The organism is Shinella zoogloeoides, assembly GCF_030733845.1.
Taxonomy (GTDB): Bacteria; Pseudomonadota; Alphaproteobacteria; order Rhizobiales; family Rhizobiaceae; genus Shinella; species Shinella zoogloeoides_C.
Genome location: NZ_CP132311.1, coordinates 1,427,277 through 1,441,396 on the forward strand (window position 1 = coordinate 1,427,277; position 14,120 = coordinate 1,441,396).

The 14,120-nt window shown below is 64.7% G+C and carries 14 protein-coding genes; 10 read left to right on the plus strand and 4 right to left on the minus strand.

The genetic code is table 11. The features are described 5' to 3' along the window. Nucleotides 1-8 precede the first annotated feature (8 nt). The 5 genes from serS to Q9316_RS08120 all read left to right on the plus strand — a co-directional run bounded on the left by serS (nucleotide 9) and on the right by Q9316_RS08120 (nucleotide 5,325). A complete protein-coding gene (gene serS, locus Q9316_RS08100; RefSeq protein ID WP_306034676.1) occupies nucleotides 9-1,292 on the plus strand; it encodes a serine--tRNA ligase in 1,284 nt (427 codons plus the stop codon). A gap of 13 nt (nucleotides 1,293-1,305) precedes the next feature. Beyond that, the gene (gene surE, locus Q9316_RS08105) at nucleotides 1,306-2,076 is read left to right on the plus strand and encodes a 5'/3'-nucleotidase SurE (protein ID WP_306034677.1); all 771 of its coding nucleotides are present in this window, start codon (nucleotides 1,306-1,308) and stop codon (nucleotides 2,074-2,076) included. After that, nucleotides 2,073-2,729: a protein-L-isoaspartate(D-aspartate) O-methyltransferase gene (locus Q9316_RS08110; RefSeq protein ID WP_306034678.1), complete on the plus strand. Its 657-nt coding sequence runs from the start codon at nucleotides 2,073-2,075 to the stop codon at nucleotides 2,727-2,729. The genes surE and Q9316_RS08110 overlap by 4 nt, the downstream gene beginning before the upstream one ends. 246 nt (nucleotides 2,730-2,975) lie before the next feature. Next, nucleotides 2,976-3,602, plus strand: a complete 627-nt coding sequence (locus Q9316_RS08115; RefSeq protein WP_306034679.1) for a hypothetical protein — start codon at nucleotides 2,976-2,978, stop codon at nucleotides 3,600-3,602. Between the two features lie 151 nt (nucleotides 3,603-3,753). Next, nucleotides 3,754-5,325, plus strand: a complete 1,572-nt coding sequence (locus tag Q9316_RS08120) for a peptidoglycan DD-metalloendopeptidase family protein (RefSeq protein ID WP_306034680.1) — start codon at nucleotides 3,754-3,756, stop codon at nucleotides 5,323-5,325. A gap of 51 nt (nucleotides 5,326-5,376) precedes the next feature. On the opposite strand, the gene Q9316_RS08125 is transcribed toward Q9316_RS08120, so the two are convergent. Then, nucleotides 5,377-6,261, minus strand: coding sequence for an ATP-binding protein (locus Q9316_RS08125; RefSeq protein WP_371877973.1), 885 nt, complete (start codon nucleotides 6,259-6,261; stop codon nucleotides 5,377-5,379). A gap of 167 nt (nucleotides 6,262-6,428) precedes the next feature. On the opposite strand from Q9316_RS08125, the gene yajC reads away from it, so the two are divergent. From yajC to Q9316_RS08150, 5 genes are all read left to right on the plus strand, one after another. After that, nucleotides 6,429-6,764, plus strand: a complete 336-nt coding sequence (gene yajC / locus Q9316_RS08130; protein WP_306034682.1) for a preprotein translocase subunit YajC — start codon at nucleotides 6,429-6,431, stop codon at nucleotides 6,762-6,764. Nucleotides 6,765-6,856: 92 nt separating this feature from the next. Next, a complete protein-coding gene (secD, locus tag Q9316_RS08135; protein WP_306034683.1) occupies nucleotides 6,857-9,364 on the plus strand; it encodes a protein translocase subunit SecD in 2,508 nt (835 codons plus the stop codon). After that, nucleotides 9,357-9,743 (plus strand): Mth938-like domain-containing protein, encoded by a 387-nt coding sequence (locus Q9316_RS08140; RefSeq protein ID WP_306034684.1) that lies wholly within the window; start codon nucleotides 9,357-9,359, stop codon nucleotides 9,741-9,743. Before secD ends, Q9316_RS08140 begins: the two co-directional genes overlap by 8 nt. A gap of 16 nt (nucleotides 9,744-9,759) precedes the next feature. Further along, on the plus strand, nucleotides 9,760-10,614 hold the full coding sequence (locus Q9316_RS08145; RefSeq protein WP_306034685.1) for a phytoene/squalene synthase family protein: 855 nt from the start codon (nucleotides 9,760-9,762) through the stop codon (nucleotides 10,612-10,614). Nucleotides 10,615-10,751: 137 nt separating this feature from the next. Continuing rightward, nucleotides 10,752-11,207 (plus strand): hypothetical protein, encoded by a 456-nt coding sequence (locus tag Q9316_RS08150; protein ID WP_306034686.1) that lies wholly within the window; start codon nucleotides 10,752-10,754, stop codon nucleotides 11,205-11,207. Between the two features lie 26 nt (nucleotides 11,208-11,233). Here Q9316_RS08150 and trmFO read toward each other — a convergent pair whose 3' ends face one another. The 3 genes from trmFO to Q9316_RS08165 form a co-directional block, all read right to left on the minus strand. Next, nucleotides 11,234-12,643: a methylenetetrahydrofolate--tRNA-(uracil(54)-C(5))-methyltransferase (FADH(2)-oxidizing) TrmFO gene (trmFO, locus tag Q9316_RS08155; protein ID WP_306034687.1), complete on the minus strand. Its 1,410-nt coding sequence runs from the start codon at nucleotides 12,641-12,643 to the stop codon at nucleotides 11,234-11,236. A 153-nt stretch (nucleotides 12,644-12,796) separates the two neighbouring features. Beyond that, nucleotides 12,797-12,940, minus strand: coding sequence for a DUF1127 domain-containing protein (locus Q9316_RS08160; RefSeq protein ID WP_119258352.1), 144 nt, complete (start codon nucleotides 12,938-12,940; stop codon nucleotides 12,797-12,799). Between the two features lie 324 nt (nucleotides 12,941-13,264). Continuing rightward, nucleotides 13,265-13,408 carry a DUF1127 domain-containing protein gene (locus tag Q9316_RS08165; protein WP_226919264.1) on the minus strand — a complete coding sequence of 48 codons (144 nt, stop codon included), beginning with the start codon at nucleotides 13,406-13,408 and terminating at the stop codon, nucleotides 13,265-13,267. Nucleotides 13,409-14,120: the final 712 nt, after the last annotated feature.

The window sequence follows — 14,120 nt, forward strand, 5'->3', positions numbered from 1 at the left end:
GAACGACAATGCTTGATATCAAATGGATCCGCGACAATGCCGATGCTCTCGACGCCGCTCTGGCAAAGCGCGGCGCGAGCCCCCTTGCAGCGACGCTGATCGACCTCGACGAGAAGCGCCGCAGCGTCATCCAGAAGGCGCAGGACATGCAGTCGCGCCGCAACGCGGCCTCCAAGGAGATCGGCGCGGCCATGGCGAGCAAGAACGGCGAGCTTGCCGACAAGCTGAAGGCCGAAGTCTCCGCCATCAAGGAACAGCTTCCGGCCGCCGAGGAGGAAGAGCGTCAGGTCACGGCCGAGCTCAACGACGCTCTCTCGCGCATCCCGAACATTCCGCTCGATGACGTGCCGGTCGGCTCGGACGAGGCGGGCAATGTGGAAAAGGGAAAGTGGGGCCAGAAGCCCGGCTGGAACCACAAGCCGCTGGAACACTACGAAATCGGCGAAGCGCTCGGCTGGATGGATTTCGAAGCCGCCGCGAAGATCGCCGGTTCGCGCTTCACCGTACTGAAGGGCCAGCTTGCGCGTCTTGAACGCGCGCTCGGCCAGTTCATGATCGACGTGCACACGCAGGAACATGGCTATACGGAAGTCCATGCGCCGCTGCTCGTGCGCGACGATGCCATGTACGGTACCGGCCAGCTGCCGAAATTCTCCGAGGACCTGTTTCGCACGACGGACGGCCGCTGGCTGATCCCGACGGCGGAAGTTTCGCTCACCAATCTCGTGCGCGAGGACATCCTCGATCAGGAGAAGCTTCCGCTGCGCTTTACCGCGCTGACGCCGTGCTTCCGTTCGGAGGCGGGCTCGGCCGGCCGCGACACGCGCGGCATGCTGCGCCAGCATCAGTTCATGAAGTGCGAACTCGTCTCGATCACCGATGCGGAAAGCTCGATCGAGGAGCACGAGCGCATGACGGCCTGCGCGGAAGAGATTTTGCGACGCCTCGACCTGCATTACCGCATCCTGACGCTCTGCACGGGCGACATGGGCTTCGGCGCCCGCAAGACCTACGACCTCGAAGTCTGGCTCCCCGGCCAGGACACCTACCGCGAAATCTCGTCCTGCTCGGTCTGCGGCGATTTCCAGGCGCGCCGCATGAATGCGCGCTATCGCGGCAAGGACGACAAGGCGACGAAGTTCGTGCACACGCTGAACGGTTCGGGCACGGCTGTCGGCCGCGCGCTGATCGCCGTCATGGAAAACTACCTCAACGCCGACGGCTCGATCACCGTGCCCGAGGCCCTGCTGCCCTATATGGGCGGCCTGAAGAAGATCGAGAAGGCCGCCTGAGGCGGAAGACGAGATGCGCATCCTTCTGACCAATGACGACGGTATCCACGCCGAGGGCCTCGCGGCCCTCGAGCGTATAGCCCGCGAACTGACGGACGACGTCTGGATCGTCGCGCCCGAGACGGACCAGAGCGGCCTTGCGCACTCCCTGACGCTGTCGGAGCCGCTTCGTCTCCGGAAGATCGACGACAAGCGTTTCGCGCTGCGCGGCACGCCGACAGACTGCGTCATCATGGGCGTGCGCGAAGTGCTCGACGAGAAACCCGACCTCGTCCTCTCCGGCGTCAATGTCGGCGCCAACATGGCCGATGACGTCACCTATTCCGGCACGATCGCCGGCGCCATCGAGGGCACGCTGCAGGGCATCAAGTCCATGGCGCTGAGCCAGGCCTACAACCACGCCGGCGGCCGCGTCGTGCCGTGGGAAGTGGCCGAGACCTTCGCGCCGAAACTCATCCGGCAGTTGATGGACGTCGAGCTTCCGGACTGGACCTTCTTCAACCTGAACTTCCCCAACTGCGCGCCGAAGGACCTTCAGGGTGTCGAGGTGACGGCTCAGGGCAAGCTCGATTTCGGCCTGACGATCGACGAGCGTGCCGACGGCCGCGGCCTGCCGTATTACTGGCTGCGCTTCGGCGAGCGGAAGGGCGACTTCCGCGCCGGCACGGACATCCACGCGGTCAAGAACCACAAGATTTCAGTGACGCCGCTGAAGCTCGACCTCACGGATTACACCGTGCTCGACCGCGTTCAGCGCGCGCTCATCGGCGAGGATGCGGATTGAACACGGGCCGGGTGATCGAGAAGGAGGGGTTTGCCGCGCTGGCGCTGCGCCTGCGTGGCCAGGGCATCAACAATCTCGACCTGCTGACGGCCGTGGAGCAGACGCCGCGCACGCTCTTCGTGCCGCCGCAATTTGCCGGCGAGGCCTATTCGCGCCGTGTCCTGCCGCTCGACTGCGGTTCCTTCATGGAGGGCATCGATCTTGCGGTGCGCCTTCTGCACCTCCTGAACCTGAAGACCGGGCAACGCATCCTTGAAGTCGGCACGGGCAGCGGCTTCACCGCCGCCGTCATGGGGCGCCTGACGGAACGCGTGCTGACGATCGACCGCTACCGCACGCTTGTGACCAGCGCGCAGCAATCCATCGAGAAAGCCGGTATTCGCAACGTCATCGTGCGCCAGGCAGACGGCAGCAACGGCATGCCGGGCGAGGGGACCTTCGATCGCATCCTCGTCACTGCCGCCTTCCCGGCCTTGCCGCGCTTTTTCGCCGAACAGCTCGTTTCCGGCGGCATGCTGATCGCACCGGTCATCGTCAGCGAAACCGAGTGCCGCATGCTGAAGCTGGTGAAGACCGGCAGCCGCTTCGACCGCGAAGACCTCTTCTCGGTGCCCTACCTGCCGATCGTCCCCCAGATGGCGCAGGCCCTCTAGCCAATCCATTCCGTTTTCCCGGCTCGGCAGGCGCGCGCCCGCTGAGTCTCGTGTCGTTTTGCCCGGATTCCCTCCGGCCTATTGCCGTGCGTTGCACGAATTTCGCATGAAAATACAGCGCGTTAACCTTTTGTTAATTGGCGCAAGCTTCGCGCAAGCTTCGAGGCGTAGGCCGGAGACGAAGCAGAAGGTTCCACGCAGAACGCCGGTTTTCCAGAGGGTTCGGCCGTTCCGATGGAGAGGGAAATGTACGTCTCGAACAGGATCGCCAGCGGCTCGACCAATGACAGCCTCGCCTATCTCGCGACGAAGGCTGCCGGCAAGGCCGTCGAGGAGAATGCCGAAGCCGGCTCGACCGCGCATCTTGCAGGCGGCAGCTCCGATCCGTCGGCCCATGTCGGCCTTTCCGTCGATGCGCTTCTGGTACTGAGCGTTGCCAGGGAAGAGACGGCTTACAGTCAGCCGGCGCTTACCGAGGCCGAACGCAACAATCTCGACACCGCGGCGCTCGAAAAGCGCGAGCACGACGCCTACGGCCACTTCCTCGATGCCGGCGACCGAAAGGGCTACTACCGCGCCTATATCGAATATTTCGACAGCATGCCGCCGCAGGATCAGCGCAGCGCGCGGTATGCCGGTACGCGCGAGCCCGCCATCGCCGCCTTGCGCGCCATTGCCTATAACGAAAGCGCGCTTGACATGTCGGCGCCCGATGCCGCGCTTGAAAACGCCACCGAGGCCGGCGAACGCACGGCCCGGCGCGCAACGCCCATTTCGGCGATCTTGCAGCCGAGCCTCGGCGACCTGGAGAATGTCGCCCGCGTCAACGGCCGCATCTCGCGCGCCGACAGCATGTACGCGACGGGTTTTTAAGCGGTTTCGACACTCGCCTTGCCGTGCTTCGGCAGGGCCATGGTTATCAATTCATCAAAAAACCATAGTGACTGTGCCGGCTTTAACCAGCCAGTAACTCTAACGCGCTTTAATCGGCCTACATCAAGTAGCGTACCGATTGGGTTGTTTCATGCGTAAGAGTGTATCGCCGAGTTTTGCTAGGACTGCGACCCGCCTCATGGTGGCCGCTCTGCTGGCCAGCGCCGCGACCGGGTGCAGCTCAGACGTTTCCCGTTTTGGCGGCCTCTTCTCCGGTTCCGGTCAGGACAATATCACCACCAGTTCGGTTCCGCGCCGCACGCTCTTCGGCGGCGGCGATACCAATCCGGTACCGCGCGGCGATATCGGCAATGGTGGCCAGCAATACGCTTCCGGCGGCCAGATGGGCACGCGGAACGAGGCGCTGAACCAGCCGTTCCCGGATCAAGGTACGGTTTCCTATGATCCGATCAACACCTCGACCACCAACGGTTCCGGCACGCGGTTCGCCACGACGCCGATGACCGTCCAGCGCGGCGAACTTGCCAATCCGACGGCGGGCGTCAGCCGGTCGACCGAGCGCCAGGCGTCGCTTGGCGAGCGCAAGGCGAAGGCCATCGTCGAGGATGCCGACAACCTCACGACTGCGACGGTCAAGAGCAAGGCGGGCTGGTCGACGAACAATGCGCCGGTCGTCATGCTGCGCCAGGGCGAGAGCGTGAAGACGCTCGCCAACCGCTACGGTGTGCCGGAAAAGGAAATCCTCGCCGCCAACGGCCTGAAGCGCGCCTCGGACGCCGAGCCGGGCCAGCGCATCGTCATCCCCACCTTCAGCACCACGTCGAGCGCCGCGAAGGCTTCGACGGACCACACGCTGAAGGTCGACAACAAGCTGCCGACGCCGGAGCGCAAGGGCGAGCAGAACGTCGCCATCCTGCCGGGCACGTCCACGCGGGACAAGGTGAAGTCGGAAAGCGGCCAGACGAATTCCAACGTTGCGGACGCCGGCGAAGGCAAGGGCAAGGGCGGTTACGAAGTGAAGCCGGGCGATTCGCTCGCCAAGATCGCGCGCAGCAACGGCGTTTCCGTCGATGCGCTGAAGAAGGCGAACGGCCTTGAGACCGCTTCGATCCGCATCGGTCAGAAACTGGTCATCCCGGCCGGCGGTGCTGCCGCTGAAACGACGACCGACAAGACGGTGACCGCCTCCGTTCCGGTCAACAAGGAAAAGAAGGTCGAGACGAGCGAGAAGAAGCCGGAGAGCTACAAGGCGCCGGTGAAGACGGTCTCGGTTTCGGAAGCTACCGAAAAGTCCGACGTGACCGACGAAGCGCCCGAATCGACCGGCATCGGCAAATATCGCTGGCCGGTGCGCGGCGCGGTCATCGCCGGCTACGGTGCGAATGTCGAAGGTAACCGCAACGACGGCATCGACATCTCCGTACCGGAGGGCACGCCCATCAAGGCTGCCGAGAACGGCGTGGTCATCTATTCCGGCAGCAGCCTGAAGGAACTCGGCAACGCGGTTCTGGTGCGCCACGACGACGGTACCGTGACGGTCTACGGCCATGCGGGCGAACTGAACGTCCAGCGCGGCCAGAAGATCCAGCGCGGCCAGACGGTCGCCACCTCCGGCATGAGCGGCAACGCCACCCGCCCGAAGGTCCACTTCGAGGTGCGCAAGAACGCCACGCCGGTCAACCCGATGACCTTCTTGGAATAGGGTTGCCCCGACAGATTGCGATAAGAAAGGCCCGGCTCGTCCGGGCCTTCTTCATTTGGCGAGCGACTTTCCGAGGCGGCCGGCGAGGTCCTGCACATATTGCCAGGCGACGCGGCCCGAACGCGAGCCGCGGGTCGTCGCCCATTCGAGGGCTTCGGCGTGCAACTGCTCCTGCGGCAGGTCGAGGTCGAAATGGCCGGCATAGCCGTCGATCATTTCGAGATATTCGGCCTGGCTGCACTTGTAGAACCCGAGCCAGAGGCCGAATCGGTCGGAAAGCGAGACTTTTTCCTCCACGGCTTCGGACGGGTTGATGGCCGTCGATTGCTCGTTCTCGATCATGTTGCGCGGCAGGAGATGCCGGCGGTTGGACGTCGCATAGAGCAGCACATTGTCCGGCCGGCCCTCGACGCCGCCGTCGAGCGCGGCTTTCAGCGACTTGTAGGACGTGTCGTCATGGTCGAAGGAGAGGTCGTCGCAGAAGAGGATGACCGGGAAGGGCGCCTCCTTCAGGACGTCCAGAAGCGTTGGCAGCGTCGCGATATCCTCGCGGTGCACCTCGATGAGCTTCAGCCCGCCGCCGGTTTCCCGCGCGGCGAGCGCATGCACGGATTTCACCAGCGACGACTTGCCCATGCCGCGTGCGCCCCACAGCAGCACGTTGTTGGCGGGTAGGCCGCGGGCGAAGCGCACCGTGTTGTCGACGAGGATGTCGCGCACATGATCGACGCCGCGGATAAGGTCTATGTCGATGCGGTTGGGGCGCTTGACCGGCTGCACATGCAGGCGGGCCGGCGCCCAGACGAAGACGTCGGCGGCGTTCCAGTCGTTGACGGCGGGAGCGGGGCCGGCGAGGCGTTCCAGCGCGGCGTTGATGCGGCCGATTTCGGCCAGCAGAAGCTTGACGTGATCTTCCTGCAATGTCTCTCTCCTCATGCTTCCTGCCGGGTAGCATGCGGCGGCGGGTTGCGAAAAGGGGGAAAGCGCTTGAAAAACGAGCGCTTCTCGGTCTCGTGTGTTGCATTCAATGCCTGCTTGCCTATATTCCGGCAACCGAAATGGCCCTTCAGGCCGCGCAAATCCAAGATTTCAAGGAGTAGTTGATGTTCATTACCGAGGCCTTCGCCCAGACGGCGGCACCCGGCGGAGCAGGCGGCGCAGACATCCTCATGTCGATCCTGCCGTTCCTGCTCATCTTCGTGGTGATGTATTTCCTCATCATCCGTCCGCAGCGGGCTGCCATGAAGCGTCGCGAAGAGCTTCTGAAGAACATCCGCCGCGGCGACCAGGTCGTCACGGGCGGCGGCATCGTCGGCAAGGTCACCAAGGTCGTCGACGACAGCGAGCTTGAGGTCGAAATCGCCGAGGGCGTGAAGGTCCGCGTCGCACGCAGCGGCATCAGCGAAGTCCGCGTCAAGGGCGAACCCGTCAAGGAATAAGCTTGGCCTGCCGCTCGGCCGGGGATACTCTCGGCCTTGCGGCCCGACTGGTTTTCAGCCGGCGCCGTCGCCGCACCTAAGTCGAGACCGCGATGCAGCAATCCGCCCGCTGGAAGACCTTGTCCCTCTGGCTTGTCCTCGTGGCGAGCCTCCTTGTCATCCTGCCGAGCCTTCTGCCGGCGCGTGCGGCCGCCAGCCTTCCCGGCTGGCTCGCCGCCCACCGCCTCGTGCCCGGTCTCGACCTGACAGGCGGCTCCCGCCTCGTCCTCGACGTCTCCCGCGCGGACATCACTGCCGAACGGCTTCGCGCCGGAGTGGAGACGATCGGCAACGCGCTGCGCGCGGCCCGCATTCCCTACAGCGATCTCAACGGTGCGGACGATACGATCGACGTGGCCGTGACGGCGGCCGATCGCGTCGATGCGGCGCGCCAGACCTTGACCGGCCTCGGTCTCGGCTCGCTCAGCGAGCCGGAAAGCGGACGCTTCCGCATCGTGTTGCCGGCCGCGGCCATCGATGAGGCGGTCAGCGCGGCATCGCTCGGCGCCGTCGATGCGGTGCGCCGCCGTGTCGAGAGCCTCGGCATTCCCTCTCTCCTCGTGGTGCGCGGCGAGCGCGATCGCATCGTCGTTTCCATGCCCGGCCTCACCGATCCCCAGCGCGTGAAGGATATGCTGGCGCAGGTCGGCCGGCTGTCCGCCCGGCTTGTTGATGACAGCATGCCGGTCGACACGGCGATCGAGGAGGGTGCCCCGGCGGGATCGGAAGTGCTTTATTCCACCGGCGAGCCGCCTGTCGGCTACCTGGTGAAACAGGAAGACCTGTTCACCGCCGTGGATGTCGCCTCCGCGCAGCCGGCGGCCAATGACGAGCCCTTCGTCGAATTCGTGCTGAAGGGGGAGGCGGCCGACCGGCTGTCCGCCTTCACGCAACAGAACGGTGGCCGGACCATCGCCATCCTGCTCGACGGCCAGGTCATCTCGACGTCGCAGATCCAGGGCGCCATCAGAGATGGCGTCGGCCGCCTCTCGGGCGATTTCGATGCGGAAGGCGCGGCCAACATCGCGCGCATCGTCGCCAGCGGACCGCTGCCGGCCCCGCTCACCACGCTCGAGGAGCGCTCGATCGAGCCGGCGCTCGGCACGACCTCGGTCGATACTATAGTGCTGGCGCTCGCGGTCGCCGTTGCGGCCGTCGTCGCCTTCATGACGTTCTTCTACGGCGTTCTCGGCGTCATCGCCTCCGTAGCGCTGTTCTTCAACATGCTTTTGACTTTCGCGGTGCTCGCACTCATCGGCGCGCCGATCTCGCTGTCCATGATCGCGGGCGTGGTGCTCACCGTCGGCCTTGCGGTCGATGCCAGCGTGCTGATCTTCGAGCGCATCCGCGAGGAAACCAAGAACGGCCGCTCGCTGCGCGACGCCATCGATATCGGCTTCGGCCGCGCCCGCGTGACGGTGCTCGATGCGTCCGCGACGATGCTGATCGCCGTCGCCGTGCTCCTGCTGCTCTCCGCCGCCCCCGTGCGCGCCTTCGCACTCGCCGTCGGCATCGGGCTTCTCGCCACGCTCTTCACCACCTTCACGCTGACGCAGCGCCTCGTGCGAGCCTGGCTCGGCCGCAGCCACGCCACGCACCTGCCGAAGGGCGTGCGCACTGGTCTTTTCGACCGGCTGAACCTGCGCTTCATGGCCGTGCGCAACGTGGTCTTCCTGGCGACGGCGGCGCTCTCGCTCGTCATCGCCGGTCTTCTCGTGGTCGGCGAACTCAGGCTCGGCATCGATTTCACCGGCGGCGCGGCGGTGGAGATCCAGGCCAAATCCGGCAATGCCGATCTCTTCGACGTTTCCGCACGCCTTACCGACGCCGGGATCGACATCCTCAGCATCGACACCCATGGCGACGCCCGCCGGGCCCTCGTGCGGCTGAGCGCACAGGGCGAGGGGGAGAATGCCGAGCAGACATCGGTGCTCGTCGCCCGCGGCGAGCTGGAGGATGCCTATAATTTCCGCCGCGTCGAGGTGGTCGGCCCGTCCATTTCCGGCGAGCTGATCGATACGGCGACGCTCGGCTTCGTCGCCGGCCTCCTGGCGCTCGTTGCCTATATCTGGATCCGTTTCGAATGGCATTTCGCCATCGGCGCCGTGATCGCGCTCGCCCATGACGTCTTCTTCACGCTTGGCTTCCTGGCGATCGCCGATATCGAGTTCAACGTCAGCGCCGTCGCGGCGCTGCTGACCGTCGCCGGCTATTCGCTGAACGACACGATGGTCGTCTATGATCGCATCCGCGAGAACCTCAGGCATTTCAAGCGTATGCCGCTGCCGATCCTGATCGACGACGCGATCAACCGCACGCTGTCGCGCACCGTGCTGACATCGGCGACGACGCTGATCGCGCTTGCCGCGCTCGCGCTTTTCGGCGGCGAGGCGATCCGCACCTTCGCGCTGACGCTGCTCTTCGGGGTGGCCATCGGCACGATTTCCTCTATCTACATTGCCGGACCGATTCTCATCCTGTTCCGCCTCAGGCCGGAACGCTACCGCCCAGGCAAGGGCGGCAAGGAGACGGTCACGGAGGCGACGGGAGCCAATGGCTAAAGGCATCGAAATCCGGGAGGCGCATTTCCCCGGGCGTGCGCCGATCGACGCATATGGCAATGGCGGCTTCCGCTTTGCCGACATGTCGCATCGCGGCTCCATTCTCTGCCTGCCCTCCGGCATCTACGGCTGGGACAAGACGGAAGGCACGCTGCTGACCGTCGCCGACCTGCAGCGCGTGCTGGAAGAGGCGGGCGAGATCGAGGTGCTGCTTGTCGGCACCGGCAAGGAAATCCGCCCGCTGCCGCCGGAAATCAAGGCGGCGCTGAAGGAGCGCGGGATCAGCTCCGATCCGATGAGCACCGGCGCTGCCGTGCGCACGTTCAACGTCATGCTTGCCGAGAGCCGGGCGGTCGCCGTCGCGCTCATCGCGGTTTGAAAGCGGTTTTCTGGACGTGAGCGACAAGACACAAGACAATTATGCGCACTGTTTGACGGTGCTGCGCGACACCGATCGCGACCGCTACCTCGCCTGCCTGCTGGCCCCGGCGGAAAAGCGGGGTGCGCTTGCCGCGCTCTACGCCTTTAACGCCGAGATCGCGCGGGTGCGCGATGCCGTGCGCGAGGCGCTTCCCGGCGAAATCCGCCTGCAATGGTGGCGCGACCTGCTGGAGGGCGAGGCCGACGGGGACGCCATGGCCAACCCGCTTGCCGCCGCGCTGATGGCCTGCGTCAAGGAGCACCGCCTGCCGGTCGCCGTACTCACCGACATGATCGAGGCGCGGATTTTCGATCTCTACAACGACCCGATGGAAAGCCGTGCGGCACTGGAAGGCTATGCGGGCGAAACGGCGTCCGCGCTGGTCCAGCTTGCCAGCCTCATTCTCGACCCGCAGGGCGCGCCGAACTCGGCGGAGGCTGCCGGCCATGCCGGCGTCGCGCAGACGGTCGCCGGCGCTCTGCTCATGCTGCCGATCCACCGCCGCCGCGGGCAGGTCTACCTGCCGGCCGATCTCCTCGCCGCGACGGGCCTCACGCCGGAAGCGCTGCTCGACGGCAGCGACAAGGCCGCGGCCGCGCGTGCGGTGGAGGCCTTCGTCGGCCTCGGCCGCGAGCATTTCGCCAAGGCGCGTGCTGCGGGCGGCGTCTCGCCGGCCAATCGCCCGGCCTTTCTGCCTGTCGCGCTGGTCCCGCCTATCCTGAATGCGGCCGCGAAAGCGGGAGCCGGCGTCCTGGACCGCTCCCTCCAGCCTGCCCAATGGCGCCGGCAATGGTGGATGTGGCGGGCGCTGCGCCGCGGTCCGTTCTGAGGAGACCCGTTTCCTGGGGATTTCTGGCCGGTCAGCAACCATTATGCACGTTTGGCCGCTTTGCTTGACGGGACGCAAAACTGGCGCAAGCCTTGTCCGCTACAGCGACGGGATGTTTTTCGCGGAGGAGTGGAGAGATGCTCTGGACCATCACCATCGCCTGCCTGTTGCTGGCCGGCCTGATCTTCCGTCAGAGCTTCCGCAACCGGAACGAGGCGGCCGAAATGGCGGGCGAGGATGCGGGCCTTGCGATCGTGGAATTCGGCCGTGCTTTCCCGGAGGAGGCGATCCGTGCCATGATCAGCACGGCGAACGGCCGCACGGTCTTCCTGCGGCTGCATGACGGCAAGGCGGGCGTCATGCACGCCCACGGCCATCACTATACCTGCCACCTGATCGAGCCCGGCGCCGTACGCGTCGCCGGCGCCGGCCCGAAGCGGCTTTCCGTGCAGTTCTCCAATGCCTCCTTCGAAGGCGGCACATTCGAGTTCCGCGACGAGAAACAGGCGGCCGAGGTCTCCCTCTGGCTGCTTGGCAGTTTCATGCCGGGCATGGCAGGCCCACGCCCGCAGATCGTCGGCCAGCCGAACTGATATAATTCAGCGGAGTACTGTACGAGTCAGCGCCCGAGCCAGCGGGCGCAGTCTTCCAGCGCACGGGCGGCGGTCGCCTGCTTCTTGGCGAGCGCCTTGTCCTTGCCGCGGAACCGCTTCATGCCCTCCGGCTTCGTCACCGCGCCGGGATCCAGCGGTGGGAACAGGCCGAAATTGACGTTCATCGGCTGGAAGGAGCGTTTTCCCGGCTCGTCGTCGGAAACGATATGGCCACCGGTGATATGGTTCAGCAGCGCACCGAAGGCCGTGGTTTCAGGCGGCAACACCGGCGTCTCGCCGCGGCGCTCGGCCGCCGCGAAGCGACCGGCCAGCAGGCCGATGCTGGCGCTTTCCACATAGCCCTCGCAGCCGGTGATCTGGCCGGCAAAGCGCAGGCCCGGCCGACCCTTCAGCGTCAGCGAGCGGTCGAGCAATGTCGGCGAATTGATGTAGGTGTTGCGGTGCAGGCCGCCGAGGCGGGCGAATTCCGCATTCTCCAGGCCCGGAATGAGGCGGAAGATTTCGGCCTGCGCACCGTATTTCAGCTTCGTCTGGAAGCCCACCATGTTGTAGAGCGTGCCGAGCGCGTTGTCCTGCCTGAGCTGTACGACGGCATAGGCCTTCACCGTCGGGTTATGCGCATTGGTCAGGCCCATCGGCTTCATCGGGCCGTGGCGCAGCGTCTCGCGGCCGCGCTCCGCCATCACCTCGATCGGCAGGCAGCCGTCGAAATAGGGCGTGCCTTCCCATTCCTTGAAGCCTGTCGTGTCGCCGGCGATCAGCGCGTCGATGAAGGCGTTGTACTGCGCCTCGTCCATCGGACAGTTGATATAATCCTTGCCCGTGCCGCCGGGGCCGACCTTGTCGTAGCGCGATTGGAACCAGCAGATATCCATGTCGATGCTCGCCGTATGCACGATCGGCGCGATGGCGTCGAAGAAGGCGAGCGAATCGGCGCCGGTGCGCGCCTGGATCGCGGCGGCGAGCGAGGGGGCCGTCAGCGGTCCGGTGGCGATGATCGCCTGGTCCCAGTCCTCCGGCGGCAAGCCCGTCACTTCCTCGCGCGTAATGGTGATCAGCGGGTGGCTTTCGAGCGCCGCGGTGACGGCTGCGGAAAAGCCGTCGCGGTCCACGGCAAGCGCGCCGCCGGCCGGCACCTGGTTTGCGTCTGCCGAGCGCATGATCAGCGAGCCGGCGAGCCGCATCTCGGCGTGCAGCACGCCCACCGCGTTGCTGGTCGCGTCGTCGGAGCGGAAGGAGTTGGAGCAGACGAGCTCGGCAAGACCGTCCGTCTTGTGGGCATCCGTGCCGCGTACGCCGCGCATTTCATGCAGGATGACGGGCACGCCGTTCTCGGCGATCTGCCAGGCGGCTTCGGAGCCGGCGAGGCCGCCGCCGATGACGTGGATGGGGACTGGGGAGGTGATCTTTGTCATGGGCGGTTCGTTACCATGGCGGCCGGCGCATTCCAAGGAAAAGCGCGGCTTTGCTGCATGGCCCCGGAATCAAAAACGGCACCGTATGGTGCCGTTTGAAGCGTTCCTCGCGCGTCGCCGTTTCCGGCCGCAGCGTCGGAAACCGGCAATGTCTTAGCGGAAGGACCGCGAAGCGATGTCACGGATGTCGTAACGGGTCAGGCCGATGTCCGAGAGCGTGTGGTTCGACAGGTTGCCGAGTTCGTTCAGGGTGCGGCGGTAGGAAATCCAGTTCTTTGCAATGCGGATCGGGTTCATGGTCTTGTCCTCGAAGTGTTTGGCCGGGAGGTCCGTCTCACCGGCTCGTGACGCCTATATACGCGACACTTATGCTAGTGTGCAGTGCAAAGAAGATGCAGCTGCTATGCATTTGTGCAATAAGGTGGCCATAATTACGCCAAAAGGGTAAAAGCGCCTTTGTTTCAGTCGGATAGGGGCCGTGGCAGCCACTGGCCGAAACGGTCTGTTTGTCGCACTTGGAAAATTGCGACATTGTGCGCCGCAAAATGGCGCGCGGAAAACGAAAACGCCCTCCGGCGGAACCGAAGGGCGTTCGAAAAAGATCCGAAAGGATCGTCAGGCTTACTTGGCAGCCTTGCGAGCGATGTACGGGATATCGCTGCGGCCGATGCCGAGGTCGCGAAGTTCACGGTCGGTCATGCGGCCGAGTTCGCTGACGGTCTGACGGTACTTGCGCCAGTTGTTGAAAGAGCGTGCCAGGTTCATGTCTTTACCCCTTTCTTGGGCTTCCTACTGGGCGGCCGCTCGTCCTTGGCGCCGCCCTGATCTGATGGAATGGAATATACGCTGCGCCGCCGAAAAGAACAGCGCTGGAATAGCACGGCACCTATGCGATTGGTGCATGTCAAGCAGAAATTTAGGCGGGATTCTGGCGAAAATCCGGGCTTTTTGACACAATGGTAAAGGTTGCCATGCATTCACGTTCGAATGCGGTGCGAAATCAGCTGGCGGCGTGCGGGGGGATTTGGGAGGCAGGCCCATGCCCCGCGCAAAAAATAACGCCCGCTGGGGGAGGAGATCCAGCGGGCGTCATATTGATGATTGGCAACTGGGAGGAGGAGTGTTGCCAATCGTATCGGAGGGACGCTGGGAGGAGGAGTGCGTCGCTCCGAATTCCTGTTCGATCCCCGTTGCCGGAGTGTCGGGTCTTTCGGCTTCACGCCGGGCGTTCGACCAATCCGCCCTCCCGTCTTCTGTCGCCTGTAAGGCGCCTGATTTCGGGCTGGATCATCTCTGATCCGATGACTTCACTATAGTCGGGCCTTTCGATTTTGTGCAGTGCAATATGGGAATGGATGATATGCGCCCGCTGCATGCCCCAAATCGGGAAGCCAATCGGCTTCCTGTTACTAGATTTGCCATGGATTTCTTTATTTCTCGTTAATCTTGGTGGGCGCAGGCGCCGTTCCAAGAGCGA